Genomic DNA, 19,436 nt, shown 5'->3' with positions numbered 1-19,436 from the left:
ATTAATCTAATGCTAAAATATAAAAGCCTTGAAACTGGTTCTTTTATGTTGAACTATTATTATGAAGCTTGTTTAGAATTTTTTTCTCTACCTTTGTATATGTGCCAGATGCGGATGGTAACAGGGCCCATCTCCTTTGCAGTCTGTTTTTTGAAAAACTCTTTTCTTTCGTTAAAGGTCGTTTTAATAATTTTCCATTTTCTTCCATATTGTTTTCTATAACTATATTGATATTCTTTTAACTCAGGGACGATTTCAGTCATAATTTCTTGTGCTAACTTAAATGCTTGACATTTAAATTCACGTACTTGTTTGTCACTCTGAAGTCCAAGTTTAATTCTATGTTTTCCAACAACATCAGTGCCACTTAGTTGCATTTGAAGTATCTCTTTAAAAAGATGTGCTCGTTTAATATCTAAACTACCAATTATTTGAGGAAGATTTTGTATTATTTTATTTAATTGTTTTCTTTTTAAATAGTTTTCAGGATTAATATGATGAATAGCGCTTGGATTAACACTTAATTCAAAATCATTCTGTGGAATTTCAGCATCAATAAAGCTGCCATCAGTATTAGTGACAATGTGTTGATTTTCGTTGTATACTTGTAAGGTCTCTTTTTGATTGTCTAATCTTCTGAGCCAAGTATATCTTCTAATAGTAGCTAATTTTTTAGTTCGATAAAAAATGTTCTTCTTAGTCTTTTGATTAAGAATATCAGCTTTTAATTTTATCATAATTTCGTACACATAACATTCAATGGTTTCGTCAATATCGAACAATTCGTATAGATAAGTACCATTTATGGCCATTTGAATACCTTTTTGAACGATGGGTCTATAGCTCTCAAGTAATTTGATTTCATCTGGTGTTAAATTTTTAATTTCATGGCAATAACGCTCAATCCAATTTTCAATATTTAAACGAGTGCTACCCTTTGGTTCGTTATAACTTCCTATAATTGTATGGTTTTTGATTTGAGCCACATTGCCCCCCTTTCTAATTTTTGCGAAGGCGGGCTAGTCCTCTTGACGGCCTATAATATTTTGTTGTATTTTTTGTCCCGCCTCTTTATTTGAGACGAGCTTAAAATACTTGAATACCTTTGGACGGTCTAGATGATCTAACAATTTCTTATATTCAATTTGAAATGCTATGAGCGATCTTAAAATAAAAAACATAGATATAGATTTAAATAAGAGCACAATAACTGTCATATTTACAAATAGATATTTTTCTCCTTTATCGATTATATTTAAAGATGATTCGCCAAAATTCTATCTTGCTATTATTGCTTGGATGATAATTCAGCAAAAATTTGAAAAATCAGATTTTATTGATATACAAAAAGCAAAGTACAAAGATGAATTAGAACTATTGGATAATAAAATAGCAATTGGCTATGCCTCCAAAAGTTATCAAAATTTGAAAACCAAAATTAAAAGGACTTGGCTTAATGAGTTACCTAATCTTGTGAAGCCAACAAAATTTAAAATAACAAATCGCAGGAAAATTGAAGATCACGAAGATAATATTTTGCAGTACGATGTCGAAAGAGAACAGGATGAGTGGGGAAAATTATTTATAAATCATAGCAGGCTTAAAAGTTGGCATTTAAAGTTTGCTTTCGATAAAGTCAGAATCACTTTAGATGATGTAAATGTCATATATAATGATCATAAAAACATTAAAGCTTGGGAAAATTTTAAAAATGATCTTACTACAATGAGGTCAATTATCAATTATTATGATGATGAAGACCAACCGAAAATCGACCACCACCAGGAAAACGAAAAGGATCAGATACTATTATTTCTTAAAAGCATATTCGAAAATTTTAATACTTTAAGTGTATTTCATCTTTCGAGAGAAATTAATTGGGATGATCTATACATTCCTATTCAAGTGACGCCTGAACGCTTATTTAGGCATGAAGTGGAAAGTATTGGAAGTTATACAGAAACAGAACAGTATCTTAACAGTGCTTATGCTATTAGACATATGGAATCTGAATCTTATAATCCTATTTCCTGGAAAAAAGCTAGAGAGGATTTTAAGGATAAAAATATTATGGTGCTTGCAGACCCTGGGATGGGAAAAACGACCTTGTTGCAATTTGAGGTCGCCATGGTTGCCAAATCTCAAATTGAAAGGATAGAAAATGACGACCGTCCAATAACAGAATACCATGACGAGGTAATTTTCCCGATATTCATTAGGCTTGATGATTTGGCAGATTTTGAAGAAGAATCCTTGCAGGCGATATTATCAATTATTGAGCGTGAATACACAAAGACATTCACACCAATTCAACACATCGTAAAAAAGAAACTTGAAACAGGAAGATGCAGGTTATATTTGGACGCTTTGGACGAGGTTCCTCATTCACTTCGTAACAATCTTTCGAGAAAGCTTGATAGGTTTATTAGAAATTTCCATTGTCAAATTATATGCAGTTCAAGAATTGTTGGATATCATAGTAAATTTATATACAAGGCGAAAGAAATAGAACTTTTACCATACAGTAAAAATCAGATTGAGAAGTACATCAATTGTTGGTTCAAATACGTTCTTACTGATCCTAAAAATAATGGATTTACAGTAGACCGCTTAATTTTAGAACTAAAAAATAAACCACAAATTTCTGAATTATTGCAGAATCCGCTTCTCCTATCTTTAGTATGCAGTCTTTTTGCTATAGGAAAAATTAAGCTTCCAACAAAAAAGGTAGAAATCTACAAAGAGGCATTAATTTTTTTACTCAAGGATTGGTCTTATAATAAAAGGCCAAAATCAATGACGATACAAAATCTCCACATGATGATCGTACCTAAGATTGCTTTATTAGAAGAGTTAGCATATCATTTTTCCACATACGAAAAACAAATTATAAGGAATTTCAACGAAAAAGAAATAATTTTTTGGATTGATAAATATCTAAAGCGTAATGATATATTAAGCGATTTAAAAAAATTTTCACCTATCGAACTTTTAATAGAATTATCCGAAAACGATGGTATCCTTCAAAAACTTGATAGAAATGGCAATCAATATATTTTTCTTCATCGTACATTTCAAGAATTTTTAACGGCATCTTATCTGAAAAGAATTTTCAGAGAAAATGTAGCTCAAGTATTAGATGAAATTAAAAAATATTATTGGGATTTAGATTGGCATGAAACAATAATTTTTCTTTCTGGTATTTTACCGCAACCAAAGATACTAATTGACGATATATTTAATTCACCTGATGATATCTTTGGAAGTTTACTTATGCTAACTGGACAATGTGTTATAGAATCAAATTGCAACCTTAACGCTACAATAGAAGAAATAATCAAAAAAATATTTGTTTTATGGCTTCACTATCCTAACGCACAAAATGTTGTTTCATTAATTGAAAATTTGGGGAAAAAATATGAAATAGTTATTGAAAAATTAAACCAATATATTGACCGTAAACAACAAAACATTGATCAAGTAAAAGCGAATCTTCCCGATTTTATTAAGACCAAAGAGTTAAAATATTCTGCTGCAAAAATATTAGCAAGAATTGGAAGGCCTGAAGGAATTCAGACTTTATCAAATGCTCTTGAGGATTATAATTATCTAGATAGAACAAAAGCAATTAATTATTTAGGAAATATTGGTTATACTGAATGCATAGCACCTTTAACTAAAATTATTACGGATAGTGATGAGAATATAAGAACATATACTGCACGGGCTTTAGGACAAATCGGTGAAATAGAATGTATAGAATATTTATCTATTTTGCTTAATGATAATTCTATGTTAGTCCAAAGAGAATCTGCTGAAGCATTAGCCAAAATGGGAACTTTTGAAAGTATTTCGATTTTGACAGAAGCGCTATCAGAAGAAAATATTTATAAACAGGTAAACGCGGCAATTGCATTAGTTCAAATTGGTAGATTTGAAGGTGTACCTATTCTAATTGATGCAGTAAAAAGTAAAGATAAAAACCTAAGATGTAATGCTGTTTACACTTTAAAAGATGTTCGTATATCCGGTATTATACCGCTATTAGCAAATGCTTTAGAAGACAGCGATGTTAGAGTTAAAATTGCAGCCTCACAAGCTCTATCTAGGTTCGGACATCCTGATGTTATTCAAGTTCTTGTTGATGCTCTTAAGAATGATAATATATACGTTTCTTATTTGGCTGCAATAGCCTTAGTAGCCTATGATAGACCTGAAGGAATTCCATATTTAATTAATGCTCTTAAGGATGATGATGAATATATTAGATTTCTTGCTGCAAAGGCTTTAGGAAAGAGTGGTAGATCTGAGGGTGTTTCATATTTAATTGAACAATGTAATTCTTCTAATAGTTTTCGATCTTTAGCTGCTAGTACCTTAGGAAAGATTGGTTCCCATGTTTGTGTTCAAGCACTTATTGAGGGACTAAATTATTGGGATACAGAGAGAGCTGCAGCAGAAGGTCTTAAAAATATTCGCACATTAGAAGTCCTTAAACAAATTATTACAGATTCCGGAATTAATATTTATCAATATGATGTTTTTATGCTAACAAGAACTATTATTTTACAGAATTGGAATAAAGAAATTGAATTTTACCCACTTACAATTGATAAAATACGATATTATAAGCCCCTGTTGACACATCGTTTTTATTGGGGTAAACACCTCGATCCCAATTATTAAAAATAAATTTTACAACTTTTTACGTTATATTTGGCAAGGACTTCAATCTACAGATTCTATTTTCAATTTGTATTTTCGATATAATATCTATTGTTACCGCATCAATTAAAAATAGCTCTTGAAATTTACACCTTAAAACCGAAATTGGGCAATTATTATACAATACTTCTTGATTCAGAAATTCTTTTCTATAATGAATAGGAATATTGATTGGTCCAACTTGAATAGGAATATTATATTTATTACACTCATCGACAAAATTCTCTCGAGATATATTATTATTGGTGCAAACTGAATAACTTAACGGTATACCATAAACTGACGGCTCATCTCCATGATAGCGACTTAAAACCTTTATAGAATTTATCCCATCCAAACCACTGGCCACGGTTTTAATGATTTCTCTCCGATGCCGAATTTTTTCGTAAGTTCTACCTAAATCCGCTAAAGCCAGCACCGCTGCCAACGGATGAATACGGTAGTTCCAGTTCAATTCATTAATACGATTTTCCATTTCATCGAATATCTCTCTGAACACCCGCATTGGATGCTGGGAAATTAATATCGCTTTTTCATAAATTTGTCGGTTGTTAGTTACAAGTACCCCTCCTTCACCACCACACACAATTTTACCACGCCCCAGACTGTAACATGCAACATCTCCCAATCCTCCCAGTTTCCTTCCCTTTGATAGTGCTCCGAAAGCCTGTGCCGCATCGGAGATAACAGCAAGCTCATTTTTTTTCGCAAAAGCAACAATTCGATCCATGTCTGCAGGTATTCCGAAAATATGAACTGGTAGAATCGCTTTGGTTTTATCAGAAATCCTCTCCACAATAGACTTTGGATCCAGGGTACAGGTATCCGGATCGATATCAGCAAAAACCGGTATGGCACCTACGAACAAAACCGGCGCCACACTCTGACCCCAGGTATAAGGACTAACAATCACTTCATCCCCAGGCCCAATACCACAGGCTAATAAAGCAACATGCAAAGATGCTGTACAACTGGACAGGGCCAGAGCATATTTAGACCCTACAGCCTCTGCAAAAGCCTGCTCGAACTCTGCAACAGGACCTTCACCGGACAATGAAAACAGATAGTTTGGATCCTTTTTGGCCTTTTCAATGGCCGCTGTCATTGCCTCGGCCTGATCCTGGCTCATCAACCCCGCTACTGAAAGATTCATCTGATCACCTCATAATCCTGGACATCTGTCGAGTTTGGGCCAGTTCATTCAACTTTTGATGCAATTTGGTGCGGTCAAGTCTACCGGTTTTTTTATCTATAATTCCATCCGCAATTAATGATTGAGGCACCTCGTTGTTGCTCCTGATTTTAGTGCCATCCATCCAGGGTAAAAAAGAGTTGGCGCTGCACATGGATAAGGCAGTTAGTCTAATAAACTCCATTTCCAGAGGATTTTCGATTGGTAAATAATCCTGGGCTGCCAGCAATAGGTGCTTTTCATCAAGGGTCGATCCTACCTGTCTTAAGGTTTCATCGGCGATTAGACCGGCATGGATGATGATTTCCTGGAGGGAGCGGCCTGACGGTTTCAGCGGAACCAAGATCTCCGCAGCTTTATTTAACGACAGCTGTTTGGCTAAGCTCCGCTCAAAACGAGATAGAAGTAAGGGAATCAACTCTACCAGGTCCGACTGAGTAGGATGGAGGAATGGAATGGATACTCGGAACCTATCCAGCAGAGCTGCATCCAAAAGATCAGGGCGGTTGGAGGTGCCAATAAACAAAATCTTCCCACGATGCTCCATACTACCCAGCCAGTTAAACATCCTCGCTAATAGGCGTTCTGAAGTTCCAGAATCTCCTGAAGCGCCGGCCCCCCTCTGGCCGATCAACTGGTCAATCTCGTCAAATAGCAGCACTACCGGTTGAAGTTGCTCTACGATGGTAATGACCAGCTCCAACTGTCTCTCGCTTTGGCCAACATACGATCCACGAATATTGCGGAATTCGATCATTGGCCATCTGAGCTCATGTGCCGTGGCCTGGGCCAAATGTGTTTTGCCGCATCCGGGCTCTCCTTGAAATAGTACAGTCTGGGGCACTCCTGATTGGGCTGACTTAATCTGGGTAACCACTTTTTTCATGACGGCCACTGCCGATTTTAGCCCTGCAACTTCTGCAAAACTTATCTCAGGCTCGCTGACCGCTAATAGATCCTGGGCCAGTTGGGCAATCGAAATGGCCTTTGCCATCCGCACCTGTTCTCTGGTAATAGGTCGCTTCTGATGCCCTGCAGAAAGATAGAGAGACTCAATTCCGATCAACGGCATTCCACCTGTGATAACCGCCAATTCCTCCGCCTTTAATCCCGGCTCCAGCTCACCAAACCGGTTATTCTCCGATAAACCTTCTATAAATCCGATGAAGGCCAGCCGCTCAGCCTTGCTTGGGAGGTCAACCTGGATCAACCTGTACCCATGGGCCCGCGTGATCAAATCAGCGGGTAACGCCCCATAGCTGACCAACACAACACGGGAAGCCCCGGTGGTAATGGCGTCGTCAAAGGAGAAACGGTGTAACATCTCTAAAGTCTGAATCTGGCCCGGAACCGATGCCGCAGATACCCCTAAAGAGTCCTGTGGAGCCAGATGTTCACAATATTGGATAAATACAATCCACTTGGCATCTTTCTCCCGTAACAGGGTGCCGATCTTTTGCAGCGCTTCCACTGGATCCTTGGCGCGGCTAATATTGACCAATGGTTTTTTGTTCCTTTTGGCCTCAATATTCAGATTTAACTCTTTTAATCCCTTGGCCGGCGCATACTCCGCTACTCGGAATCCTTGGGAGGCATAGTACTGGCCCAGAAACATGGTCATGGAGAGAGGACCCAAATTTTGTTCTGACCAATAGATGCGGTCTGTAGTATTGAAATCCAAAATCACATGCTGATTGGTGTTCAGGGCTTGGTCCATTTTATCTAGAAAAGGAGGCTTCATTTACCCCTCCTTCAGCTTCAGACGCTGTTGATGATACTGGCGTTGTGAGGTTTGCCATTGGGATCCATTGCCCTGAAACATTGCCAACGTTTCATTTTGAGTGGTAACCGGATCCGTTGAATGATCCATTTTAGGAAAGGGATCCAACAACAAAACCCCTTGGTGTCGAATCCTGGAATCTCCCCCAACGCGTTGGAGCACCAAACCTCGTTCTTTCAATGCATGTTCGATTCGGGCCACCTCTCTGTGGCAATCCATTCCGCTAAAGGCCGTAGTATCCATCATTATCCGACCTCCCAATTCGACCTTTGCCCTAAGGTTGGTCTTCCCAGCGCTGCCCAGCAAATTGTGACCTCGGGCTTTAAGCCGGTAGCCCATAGTTTGGAGTGTATCCACGGTAAGACTGCCCACCACATTTTGTTCCACCTGGGCCAGTCTACGATGGGCATTTAGTGTTAATAGCCGGATGCTGGAATCGGTTTGATGGACCAAGTCACAAATCTCGTTTGTGATCCGTTGGTTCGCGGCTGCTTTGCCAATGGTGCGTATTGCCTGTTGGCATTCTTTCCACTGCGGTCTGGTTTCAAGGGTGTGAGCCATCACCGGCAACTGTTTCAAGGCGGTGACCATGGACTTCAGATGTGTATGCTGTTGGTTAAGGCTGATGATAGGTTTTGGTAACGATTCTTTCCGATTGAGATGCGTCGTTTGCGTCAGAATTTCATGGTATACTCGATTTAATTCCAGTTCTCGTTCACCACAGGTATGCCAACGCAGCTGCTTTCCCTGGATGGTCAACTCACTTTTCATAGATCCATGCAGCTGACGAACCAGTTCCCCAAGGGCTTTGGGTAGAATAAACACAATTCGAAAGATACTAAGATCACTCATCGAAAGGTTCCTTTCTATTCTCATAAGGATTGACAAAAGGTTCATCCTCATCTGGCGCAACGGATTCTTTAGATACAACTGTAGCGTCACACTCAGGTTCAGATGTCTTTACTTCTCCGGGTTTGTATTTGAACAAACCTAAAATCCAGAGACCGATGGCGACCGGCAACTCAATCAAACTCACCACTAGTGCATAAATGTATTCGATTACGCGGGAAAGATAACTAAAGGCAACAAGCACCAGATAAGAGGGCAAAGAGGCAATAAAAACAATTCCCAAAACAGTGAATTTGATTAACTGCACCACCCCGTATCCCGCTAAACAGCTACCCATGATCAATAGCAAAGGAATGTTGATATTCACCACCAGTGGAATCCAAGCATCAGGGGAAGACAAAGACTCGACGGGTACATTCAAAGATGCTTGCGATGAACCATTAAACGTAGCCAATCCACCGCTGTTGGTTAGGGTGTGCCAGGGTATCGATGGATCGATACTATCTTCCTGGTTGGCTTTGCCCCGCCAATATCCACATAAACCTGTGGTAACCAAGGACAATAAAAGGCCGGCTAAGCAAATAAATGTGACGGCTTTGCGCCACTGTAAAGATAGCCTCTGGTGCCAGGGAGCTAGTTGGGATAATTTTGCCAGGTCCCATAAAACCAAACCGAAAAACAAAAAAGAGGAGATTACAGCCATGGCCGTGATTGCAGCGGTGCCACCGGGAAATGCCTCTACCTTACCTTCGATACCAAGGGCGTCGAGGGTCAATAAGAGCAGATGAAAATCAGCAAATATAAAAAAAATGAAACTGATGGAATACATTACACTGCCGATGACTTCGTAAAAAATTCGCTGTGCATCCAGCGACCCGTTTTCGGAGGCAAGTTGTTGCCGAAAGACATCACCCATACGTACCCACAAGTGCTCCAAGCTTGTCACGGCAACAGCAATGGGGCTTAAAACCATTCGAAACAAAGCCTCGACCACAGCTAACACTTGACGCTGGAAAATAGCTAGTACGCATGCCAAAGCCGAAAAGCCTGTAATAAAAAGCAAGATATCCTGCTTTTCCATGTTGGCCCCCTATAAGCGTTCTAGTTGGATATTTTCATCTGCGCGGATGAATTGCGTCCTCCGGGCTCCCAGATTGGAGAAATATTTAGTCCAGTATTTTTTAAGGTTTTGAGTCTTTTTTGGATTTGGCAGTGGTTGAAAGCCCACCACGGCCACCCGGACGTCTTTTAGGTTCAGCTCCGGGGCGTAGCGCACATTTTCCTGCAGATCGCTTGCAATCAGCAGCAATCTATGGTGGTTTGAATCTTGTGCTGCAAATTTTTCTGTGGCCACGGCGAGAAATCCTTGGATATCCGTTTTCTTGGCCCCGGTGGTTTGAAGCATAGCGATTTCCCTTAGAGCTAATTTTTTGAGATGATGAATTCGATATGCTGCTATTTTGCGCTTTTTTTTGGCCACGCGATCATAAGGATTATTACTTTCGATTACCTGGGCCTCAGGCAGTTCAAGTCGAAAAAGCGTACAGTCATCGCTGTAGCTAGTGGCCGTAATTCTCCGTAAGTAGAAGATATCACCTGGCACCATTTGGAAGACAATCATTGCGGCAAATTTTTTGGCATCTTCCCAAAGGGTGTAGCTGCCAGTGTCATCCAGGCCCATGATTATGACACGTGATTTGGTCTGGGACTCAGGGGCCGACATGGAATCAGATACACATACGATCAACCCGATGAGCAGTCCGATTATCACTACAATCCTAACCCTGTTCACGATTACCTCCTGTGTTTGAATTCAACGGTACAAATTGGTTTGGCTCAGGAAATGGGCTCCCTTTCCTAATGCCATTTTTCAGGTTCACCAAGGCAACCAGTTCTTTACCTATTAACAGATGTGGATCACTGAGCTTGCCAAAGATACCCACGGCGGCACAAAGATAGGAGAGACTTCTTAAGCTCTTTTCAGTCATGTAAAATCTACGATGCAGTCTTGCTCCCTTGCTGGGCCCTTCCTTCACTTCAAATTTAATCTGAAGTTGTGGCCGATTGGTCTTAGGATGTTCCCAATGAGCATCGGTGATAACCATAGAATAGTAGCCGTCACGGGTTATTCTGGGGAAGGTGGCTACATTAATAAGTTCAACAACTGGGAATTGGGTTTCATCCGACTTCATTTCTACCTCCTTGGCTGGGGTTCCGGGAATGATTTTCTTTTTGTTTTGTGGTGATCTTGGTTCGCTTGGAGCCTAAGCCCTTTTTTTCGAACTCCTCATAAAGTTCATTCAATAGCCGCTGTTCCTCTTTTTTTAGTCGTTCTATTAAAAGCGAGGATTTTACAGCGCCAGATGAAAGATTTTCCCTGATTTCAGTTATGGCGTTACAGATTTGTGTTGCATAAGCTCCTTTTCTCACTTTTTTCATATCCTTTGGTTTGGGTTTTGGGTTCAGTACCTGGAAAATTTTTCGTCTTTAAAGAACAGGTCTCGCAAATAGGCGTTTTGTTAATGCAGAATAAAAATTGTTTGGGTGCATGATGACCAAACAATTTTCGGAGGTGTAAATTATGGATGATTGGGAATATGGGATAGATTGGCTCACCGGGGAGTATACCGGTAAGAAAGAACGTTTGAAAAGAAAAGCACACAAAATGAGTTGGAGCTTTGACTGAGTATTGATTGATGAGGTGGCACAAATGGGTAAACCAGAAGAAAATATTCAATGCGGTGGCTGTGATGTTGCAATATTCGCAAATTAAGATATTCGTAATGGCCAAACAATGAGCATTAAAAAGGCAGTCTTTCAAAAACGCTATAAGGATCATTATGGTCAGTGGAAGTCCACTAAAAGTTTGGATGTCAACGATGTTCCCAAGGCGATATTGGTACTCTTTCAATCCTATGCCTATATGGTGTCGGCTGTGGATATACCTCTGATTGAATCGAAAACAGTCAATTGACATTATCGACGAGAACTTAAAACCAAAATTGGACATGTTTGAAGGATTTCCAAAAATATATTTTTTTCTCCTTTTTTATTTAACAACATTCGGTTGTTGAAAAACACTGAGTCTATTTTTTAGAAGAATGATTATCCCAATAGAGACTACCTATTTCCGTGGTCATATTGGTATTCTTCTTTTTTAATCCTTTCTTTTAAAGTGTCTGCCTGCAGAGCACTTAAAATCACATGATTGCTGGACATGACGATGGCACTTCGGGATTTCCGGCCACCTGTGGCATTGACAAGCATCCGTTCTTTGTCGGCTCTACATCTCAACTTTTTGAAAGGGGAACTGTCCGTTTGGACTATGGCAACAATATATCGACTGTTAATATAATTATTGTGGCCAATGGAAACATTCATTGAAATCATCTCCTTTTGATGTTGAATCGGATCGCAGTTGGTCTGTGTATCCAAAACCGACTCTTTCACTGGCTCGTATATAAAAGGTCAAATGTTTACAGGATTTATTAAAAAAAATTTTATCAGATCCTATTTTACGAAGTTTGGGTGGAATTTATGTGTGGACTTTTAGGGGAGGAACTTTTTATTGGAGCGTGTAGAATGAGGGCAGTCATCACCCCCAACAGTCCTGATATTCCTTTGATCAACAATCTTCTAAAAATCAAAGATATCGAAAAAGATCCCTGTCCTTTTGCTCCTGGAGGTTTTCTTTATGGGATCCTGCATCTTGGAAAATTTCAGCTAAGCGCTTCAACCCCCTCTGAAATCGACTGGAAATAATCCAACCTTCCCTGTATCCATACCTTTTATTGAAGCGGGAGACATGATCGATGATCCCCATCCTTCTCATTTTACTGCGGACAGTTTCCAGCATTCGCGGGCTGAACTCATACTTGCAGCAAAGATCGGTTAAAGAAGTCAGGAATCCTGTGGGCGAATATTTCAGTTCAATGAATATTGCCAAAAAGATCCTTTGGTGATTACGATTGCTGGGTAACAGCAACATTGCCAACTCATCCAATCCTTGGATCCGGGTGATTTTGTGGCAATTAAACTCGATTTTGGTGCTGGTCATATATTTTACCCCTGGGTATTTGATTAAAATCGGATCATCGCGAGGGTTAGGGATTCCTCACCGTTGTTAAAATTTTTCGTTACGATCCCAATGAACTCAGTGGAAATAGCGATTTACCGAAAACCCTGCGATTCCGTGAAGACGGTGCGCAACCAGGTACTCTGGCGGGCAAATGATATGGTGAAAAGCGTGGAATAGGTGATTTGGGCCAATTTTGGCGTGAAAATTTAGGAGGGCAAATACCTTTACAAATTGATAGGGCGTGCCAAAGGCTATTTCATGTGCGTTTCTCGTCGGTAAACTTTCATATTGCCCATTTTTTGAGCTTTTTTGCGAATAGCAATTTGCTCTTTTGCGATCTCCAGAGCCCTTGATCGAAGCTCGGTGCCGAAATTACTTTCGATAAAAAATATTGCCATGTAAGTTGATATATAGATGTCGTTAAACAGCCGTTGAAAACGCCACCGGATTCCTTGCCTGGATAGACCAAAGGCAGTCTCAATTTTGGTGCCATAGTTTTGTCTCAATACGAAGCGTTTGTGGCCATCTTCTTTCAGATCGATGGATAAGTCCTTTGAATCGAGAAGTGCTCTCAATTGCTCCAAAAAGTCCTTATCCTTAACCGTGAGTTTCATTGTACGTCCTCTGGATCAGTAGATCATTTTCAAGTTGCTGGATCTTTATCTCTTTATCGTTTTGCATATAAATTAATGTGATAAACCGCCAGACGCGGTCTTTACGTCGATTATCGATTAACGGTGCTATCTCTGAAAATTCAACGGGATTCCAACTAAGGTCTCTGAGGATATGATTACGGTATCTTACCATGTTGAATGAGTCGGGGAGTTTGATTGAATAATTTTGATTCGAGTCAATATGAGAACCGATGAACTCATCCAAATCGATCAACAACCCTGGGATTTTATCCAGGTCAGGATCAGCCGTTAACTCCAAATCATCAGAACGTGAGGCGGCCAGCAATTGTCGCATCCTTTCCCTTTGTTGTTTTTTTCGGTCCCGGCATGTTCGCATCATCTCTTTAAAATAATCTTTGTCGAAAATCCTTTCCATGAAAATAAATTTTGAAGGAACGGATTTCCCGCATAGCGAGCACACATAGTGAGACGTTTTCCGAAGCAGTTTTGCGCCACAACAAGGGCTAACCTGAAAACTTAATGTGGGGTCAAAAGTCGAGCCGCATTGACACTGGCACTTACTTTGGTCGACCATACGAAGTCTACCAGCACATTGGGGGCATTTGACAGTTGACAGGATTACATCAAAATAAAAGCTTCGGACATTTCGTTGGAAGCCTTCCACCTGTGGTTCCATTTTCGCGATATCACGAATCAAAGGATTATGGTGGTGGGATTCAATCACCCAAAACACCCCCAGCATCTCGCCAGCCAGTACATTTTAGGGTGGCATTGCGATCATCAAAGACACGAATCATATCTATGAGAAGATCATTGATGCTGGGTTTGCCTAACTGGGTCTGGCGTTTCCTTAGATTCCGGACCGTCTCTAAGGGTAATTTTATCAAGACATATTGTTTTCCCATGGAATTATGAATGCCTCCGGAAATATTCCTCTAAAGCCTCTTCAATGACGGCTCGCTGGGTTGCACGGCCTTTGAGTTGGGGATCACATTTTCTTTGGAAGACGCACTGCATCAGTCGCTGAGCGATATCAAGCCGGACTTCGATGTGTAACCTACCCAGGCTATTTGATGATTTTAATGGCTCATTTGGGGAATTGAGGTTTTGTGGAATTGAGAGTTGGCGTGATTGTGGGTTACTCTCAGATCCATTAGAATCATTTAGAAAACTTTCCACGCTACTCGGTGCATTCTGGCCAAGGATTTCGGCTCCCTTGGACTTGAACCTTCCTTTTTTTTCAGTTTTTGAATTCATTTTGATCAATCTCAGCGATGCGGCGTTTCATCTCTTGTGCTACGGATTTAAATTCAATCGTTGCTGGCGATTTCCGATCGTACTGGAGTATACTTTGATGGAATGAAGGGCTCTCTTCCACCCGAACGCGTTTTTGGATTCGATGTTGAAATACTAGATCGGCGTAGGTTTCTCTCAATGCTGACTCCATTTCACGTTCTATTACGATTCGTCGGCCATCGATCTGATTTACCACGATGCCCAACACCTTAAGCTTTGGATTAAAATACTTCTTTGTTTTTTCAATGGTTTGAAAAAGTGCTTGCATCCCCGCCAAAGCATATGGGGATGGCCGGACTGGAATTAAAACAAAGTCGGCCGCATTTAACGCTGCAAGCTGAAGATGTCCAAAAGAAGGCAAACAATCGATAAGAACGTAATCATACGATTTGCCTGGTTTCGGTTCTAAAAGCTCTATTCCATCCTTCAGCCTGAAAATTACTGAAAAATCGCGTTCAGCCACTGGCGCGAGGGAAATATCCGCCCATAACAAATGCAACCGTGGATTACAGATTGCCGGTTTCAACGATTTTTCATCGTAAATATTGAGAACATGAGCCTCCTTTGGTGGTTGTTCCTTGAAAAAGGATCGAGTCAGATTTCCCTGGGGATCATTATCAACAACTAAAACAGAGGCCTTTTTACTTCGACTCAGAATATGGGCCAAATTTAAGGTAATGGTTGTTTTTCCAACCCCGCCTTTCTGATTGGCGATAGCGATAATGACCATATTTACGGATGAATCCTTCTGATATTTAAATTTTGTGGAAATGTGTGTCTGTGGGTTTTTTCATGGTTGATATATAGGCTCAGCGTAAGACATCTCTTGGCACCGCAATCGATAATTACCCTTAAATTTTAAAGATGCTTTCTTTTAAATATCGAGAAAGCATCTTTCAGTTTGATTTTGACCCTCGGTCTTCAAGAATCGTTAAAGGTGAAAAAAATGAAAATAAAACTAATAACTTCAATTGAAGAACTAAAAAGAAGTTCTATAGATGGATGTGAATGCTTCATTCTCCTGAAAGGAGGGCTGAGGAGTAGTCGTCATATATGGTATAATGAACGCGAAAATCAATTTGAGATAATAAACTATATTGACGGATCTGAAGAGATGTTAAGTGAGCAGGAAATGATGGAATCATCAAACATTGGTTATGCAATGATGAATAGGGCGTTTTTCATCGAAATGTAATTAGATCAATTTTATAGATCCCGATTCTTTTAAATTGCTGGGTGGGTAGATTTCCGATGGAAATCAAAACTCAAAAGGTAGAGGTATTACTTCTGCAGTTTTACACTGTCACTCACCAGTGGTTGCGCTTATAACTCTTTATTATATTATTATATTTTCTATATAGAAAATATATATATCAATTAAACCGTTCAAATTTAAAAGCAAAGTTCCATCGGAAACTTTCCCACCTACCTGGCTGCGTTATCACTGAGAAGAGAAACCAAAGATATTTATATAAAAGGTAAAAGAGGTAAGGTCAGGAAATTTCCGATGGAAAATGAATCTTATCCTTGACAGCACCGAAATCCTCATTGAATCGCTGCATGCAGCTCGAAAAGATCGGACTATCTTAATTCGGCCTGATTTCTTGGATGATGAAAAACTTCCTGAAGAAGAGCGCATTGCTGTTTTAAACCAAATTTTCAATCAAAAAATCCGACAAAAGCAGCTCAGCCGGATAATTGCCCACCTTACACCGGTACTGGATAGATCACACCCGCCGTCAGCGTTGATTTATGGGCCCACGGGTAGTGGTAAAACGGTCTCACTGATACATGTATTATCCAAATTCAGTGAAGCGGCTGCTCGACGGGGCATTGGGTTTAAGTATGTCTATATCGATTTGACATCTCCAAAAACATACTTCGGGGCCTTAAATGAAGCAGCGATTGCCCTAAATGAATCCAACCGCAGATATCGTAAGGGTATTCCTGTTGAGTACATGCAGGCAAAAATCAAGGACGCTATTAAGAAAAGTTCAGACTATTTGTGCCTTTTGATCGACGAGGTGGATAATATCCGACCCAATCCAGATGGTTTTCTTACTTTCTTTGGGAAAACTCTTCCAAGGAAGGTCGATTGCCGTTTGATATTGATTATGTTGACCAATCGCTTGGACTGGGAAAAAACCCTGGATCCAAGAATCCTCAGCTTTCTAAAGAAGAGCGACATCATCTTTGAACCATATGATGCACTGGATTTGCTTGAGATCTTGAAACTACGTGCAAAAAAGGCGCTCAAGACTGACAAGATCGATCCTGCAGCTTTAAATAAAATTGCTGCATATGCTTCCCGTGAGACCGGCGACGCGCGGAAAGCCGTTGAATTGCTAACCAAGGCTGTTCAGGTTGCTGAGGATAGCTCGGGATATTTAGGATTGGATGAGGTTGATATTGCCGAGCACCGATTGGAAGTGGATAAGACAATAGAGCTAATCCAGGTTCTGGCGGTACAGCAACGACTGGCACTACAAGCTTGTTATTGCCTTTTGCGAAACGGTTCTATCAAGATCACCACTGGCCAATCATACGAAACCTACAGAAGTTTGTGTGAAATCCAAAATTACCGTCCACTGACTCAACGCCGATTCTGTGACATGATCAGTTTTTTAGACCTTTACGGGCTGATCAATGCACGGGTAGTCTCCATGGGACGCTACGGTAAAACTCGGGAAATAATGGGAGCTCTGCCAAATCAGGTAATTGATCGGTTGTTATCGACGGGCAGGTCACCGTAAAATGCTGGTGTGAAAAGAAACCTTACCAAAGCAGCTTGCTATAGATCCTTTCCAATTCTAAAAGCCTCACCAATTCTTTCATCGATTCGATGAAAGGCCCTTGTTCAATAGGGTGCTGAAAACAACCTTGGCTGATTATATCGAGTAATTGGTGCTCGGTATTGTGGTATCGGGGAAACTGAGTGTAATTGATAGGCCTGTTTAAAAGGGATCCTGTTGTAATTTAAGCTAACTCCAATATAATCACCCTTGGCAATGAGTTTGTATAAGGGGTCACTTTTGTTCTCAAACGGAGTTTTGAACAGCCCATAAAAATTATTCAAACCGGGCCTGCCATCATTGAATTCCACATGGTAGCGTCGTTGGTCCACGCTATCCTCCACGATCAAACCGATATTGCCGTTTGCGAGCCGGTGTCTATCCCGAACCTTGCCCTCCACGTACTGTTGCCGAAAAATATCCCAGATTGCCATAGTTTCACCCAGAAAAGGATAAGTAGCTCTTCTTAATATAGATTTCGATTATCAACTTTTTGGGAAAAGAGACAGTGTCACCTGTACAGCATATCTGCAGATGTGTATTTATGTGAATGAGCTTTTGTGGAAAACCTCATTTCGAACGCCCAGTAAGCCAAGAAATGTGGCTATCTGTATTAAAATGTACCTTTAATTTTTATATGTTAGGTTGTTTTTTATCTATCAGGACAGCTGATTTTTGGAGAATTTTTCGTCCAAAGGAAGTTTCTAAATATCACGCTCCACTATCAATAAAAACGGAGCGTGATAAGATGAAACACACAATTAAACACCTGATCCTGGAATTCGTTTCCGAAAACGGTTCAGGCCATATCAAAGAGATCCATCTTCAAATTACACAAATCCGCCCTGAAGTCCCGCAACATACCATTCGTGCCAGACTTTCAGAAATGTCCAGAACAAGGAACCTGGAAGAAAAAATCCGAACCTATGGCGATGGTTTTTATGGGATATACAGCGAGATTGAAAATTTGAACAGCGTTGTATCGTACCCAGATAGAGGTCCGTGGGGGGATTCAAGCTACAGAGGCAATTGCAGCGGCTACTTGGTGAAAGATCTCATTCTACGATTCAAATGCCAGAGCGTTTTTGATCCAGCAGAAGGAAGCGGAACCATTAAAGAGGTGGTTGCCGGTATCAATAGATTCCGGCAAAGAAACATTTTCTACGAAGGCAGAGACCTAAAATCAGGCTTTGATATCACCTCAGACCCAATGCCAAACAAACAATTTGACATGGTATGGTTCCATCCTCCCTACTGGGATATTATCAAGTACTCCAGCAATCCCTGCGATTTGAGCGCCTGCCAAACCTTAGCCGAATTCGAGGATAAATTGAACAGTTCGGTTGAAAAATTAATCGGCGTAATCAAGCCATACGGTATTATAGCCATTCTCATCGGGGATAAACGCAAAGATGGAAATTATTATCCACTTTTCAGAACGCTTCTATCAAACCCCAATATCGGCCAACTAAAGTCCATCATCATCAAGATACAGCATAACTGTCATAGCGAAAGAATAAATTACAAGAACAAGAATCCGTTCCTGATACCGATCAAGCATGAATATTGTCTGATCTATCAGAAAAGTGAAAATTGTTGAACAACCACAATCGGATGAATATCTTTAGATGCACGCTCCGTGAAAAATCAAACGGAGCGTGATACCATGAAAACAAATAAATCGACATTGCCAAGGATGTTACCAACTGTCACGTTGGATAATGGGAAAACTTACTTTATCGATGAACGGCTGCGGCAAATGCGCAATGTCAAAGATCCTCTCGATTTCATTGACTACTAATGCCTCAGGTTGCTTGTCGATCTCTACAAATCTTCTTGTATCCCCATTATTTCTTGAATTTTTCACTGGTTTCCAAAAATAGAACCTACTCAAAGCCTAAACCAATAAATAGGGGACGGCTGCGCCTTTTGCTCATCGCAAACCCCTATTTTAAGGTTTCCCCTGCCGGGTCGGCTCGATTCCCTTTAAGCCAATATACTAAATGGTAGGTTCTTTTTTCATGTCTTTTTCTCCACTTCGAATACAATGGCCCCTCTCTTTTTAATGAATTGAAAAAGAGAGGGGGCA

17 protein-coding genes are annotated in these 19,436 nt (G+C 40.1%); 4 read left to right on the top strand and 13 right to left on the bottom strand.

The features are described 5' to 3' along the window. Positions 1 to 59: 59 nt before the first annotated feature. Complete coding sequence (locus Dvar_RS26025) at positions 60 to 986, bottom strand: hypothetical protein (RefSeq protein ID WP_419656042.1); 927 nt, start codon at positions 984 to 986, stop codon at positions 60 to 62. A 169-nt stretch (positions 987 to 1,155) separates the two neighbouring features. On the opposite strand from Dvar_RS26025, the gene Dvar_RS26020 reads away from it, so the two are divergent. Beyond that, entirely contained in the window at positions 1,156 to 4,686 is a 3,531-nt protein-coding gene (locus tag Dvar_RS26020; RefSeq protein ID WP_419656041.1) for a HEAT repeat domain-containing protein, read from the top strand. Between the two features lie 19 nt (positions 4,687 to 4,705). On the opposite strand, the gene Dvar_RS26015 is transcribed toward Dvar_RS26020, so the two are convergent. From Dvar_RS26015 to Dvar_RS25960, 12 genes are all read right to left on the bottom strand, one after another. Next, positions 4,706 to 5,878, bottom strand: a complete 1,173-nt coding sequence (locus tag Dvar_RS26015; RefSeq protein ID WP_419656040.1) for a DegT/DnrJ/EryC1/StrS family aminotransferase — start codon at positions 5,876 to 5,878, stop codon at positions 4,706 to 4,708. Positions 5,879 to 5,882: 4 nt separating this feature from the next. After that, positions 5,883 to 7,658 (bottom strand): ATP-binding protein, encoded by a 1,776-nt coding sequence (locus tag Dvar_RS26010; RefSeq protein WP_419656039.1) that lies wholly within the window; start codon positions 7,656 to 7,658, stop codon positions 5,883 to 5,885. Continuing rightward, a complete protein-coding gene (locus Dvar_RS26005; protein WP_419656038.1) occupies positions 7,659 to 8,549 on the bottom strand; it encodes a hypothetical protein in 891 nt (296 codons plus the stop codon). Further along, positions 8,542 to 9,627 (bottom strand): hypothetical protein, encoded by a 1,086-nt coding sequence (locus Dvar_RS26000; RefSeq protein ID WP_419656037.1) that lies wholly within the window; start codon positions 9,625 to 9,627, stop codon positions 8,542 to 8,544. The genes Dvar_RS26005 and Dvar_RS26000 overlap by 8 nt, the downstream gene beginning before the upstream one ends. Before the next feature lie 9 nt (positions 9,628 to 9,636). Further along, complete coding sequence (locus Dvar_RS25995; RefSeq protein ID WP_419656036.1) at positions 9,637 to 10,227, bottom strand: hypothetical protein; 591 nt, start codon at positions 10,225 to 10,227, stop codon at positions 9,637 to 9,639. A 97-nt stretch (positions 10,228 to 10,324) separates the two neighbouring features. Then, positions 10,325 to 10,738 carry a DUF669 domain-containing protein gene (locus Dvar_RS25990; protein WP_419656035.1) on the bottom strand — a complete coding sequence of 138 codons (414 nt, stop codon included), beginning with the start codon at positions 10,736 to 10,738 and terminating at the stop codon, positions 10,325 to 10,327. Then, complete coding sequence (locus Dvar_RS25985) at positions 10,725 to 10,976, bottom strand: hypothetical protein (RefSeq protein WP_419656034.1); 252 nt, start codon at positions 10,974 to 10,976, stop codon at positions 10,725 to 10,727. The genes Dvar_RS25990 and Dvar_RS25985 overlap by 14 nt, the downstream gene beginning before the upstream one ends. 690 nt (positions 10,977 to 11,666) lie before the next feature. Further along, entirely contained in the window at positions 11,667 to 11,927 is a 261-nt protein-coding gene (locus Dvar_RS25980; protein ID WP_419656033.1) for a DUF370 domain-containing protein, read from the bottom strand. Between the two features lie 262 nt (positions 11,928 to 12,189). Further along, positions 12,190 to 12,603 carry a hypothetical protein gene (locus Dvar_RS25975; RefSeq protein ID WP_419656032.1) on the bottom strand — a complete coding sequence of 138 codons (414 nt, stop codon included), beginning with the start codon at positions 12,601 to 12,603 and terminating at the stop codon, positions 12,190 to 12,192. Between the two features lie 272 nt (positions 12,604 to 12,875). Beyond that, positions 12,876 to 13,238, bottom strand: a complete 363-nt coding sequence (locus Dvar_RS25970) for a hypothetical protein (protein WP_419656031.1) — start codon at positions 13,236 to 13,238, stop codon at positions 12,876 to 12,878. Beyond that, positions 13,222 to 14,001 carry a hypothetical protein gene (locus tag Dvar_RS25965; protein ID WP_419656030.1) on the bottom strand — a complete coding sequence of 260 codons (780 nt, stop codon included), beginning with the start codon at positions 13,999 to 14,001 and terminating at the stop codon, positions 13,222 to 13,224. Before Dvar_RS25965 ends, Dvar_RS25970 begins: the two co-directional genes overlap by 17 nt. Before the next feature lie 498 nt (positions 14,002 to 14,499). Further along, positions 14,500 to 15,285: a ParA family protein gene (locus tag Dvar_RS25960; protein ID WP_419656029.1), complete on the bottom strand. Its 786-nt coding sequence runs from the start codon at positions 15,283 to 15,285 to the stop codon at positions 14,500 to 14,502. Between the two features lie 216 nt (positions 15,286 to 15,501). Here Dvar_RS25960 and Dvar_RS25955 point away from each other — a divergent pair, with 216 nt between their 5' ends. The 3 genes from Dvar_RS25955 (at position 15,502) to Dvar_RS25945 (ending at position 18,947) form a co-directional block, all read left to right on the top strand. Next, positions 15,502 to 15,750: a hypothetical protein gene (locus Dvar_RS25955; protein WP_419656028.1), complete on the top strand. Its 249-nt coding sequence runs from the start codon at positions 15,502 to 15,504 to the stop codon at positions 15,748 to 15,750. Between the two features lie 319 nt (positions 15,751 to 16,069). After that, on the top strand, positions 16,070 to 17,308 hold the full coding sequence (locus Dvar_RS25950; protein WP_419656027.1) for a Cdc6/Cdc18 family protein: 1,239 nt from the start codon (positions 16,070 to 16,072) through the stop codon (positions 17,306 to 17,308). A 787-nt stretch (positions 17,309 to 18,095) separates the two neighbouring features. Then, on the top strand, positions 18,096 to 18,947 hold the full coding sequence (locus Dvar_RS25945) for a hypothetical protein (RefSeq protein ID WP_419656026.1): 852 nt from the start codon (positions 18,096 to 18,098) through the stop codon (positions 18,945 to 18,947). The last annotated feature ends 489 nt before the right edge of the window (positions 18,948 to 19,436 follow it).

It is taken from the genome of Desulfosarcina variabilis str. Montpellier (genome assembly GCF_048565275.1).
Taxonomy (GTDB): domain Bacteria; phylum Desulfobacterota; class Desulfobacteria; order Desulfobacterales; family Desulfosarcinaceae; genus Desulfosarcina; species Desulfosarcina variabilis.
This window is presented reverse-complemented; position numbering and strand designations above follow the sequence as displayed.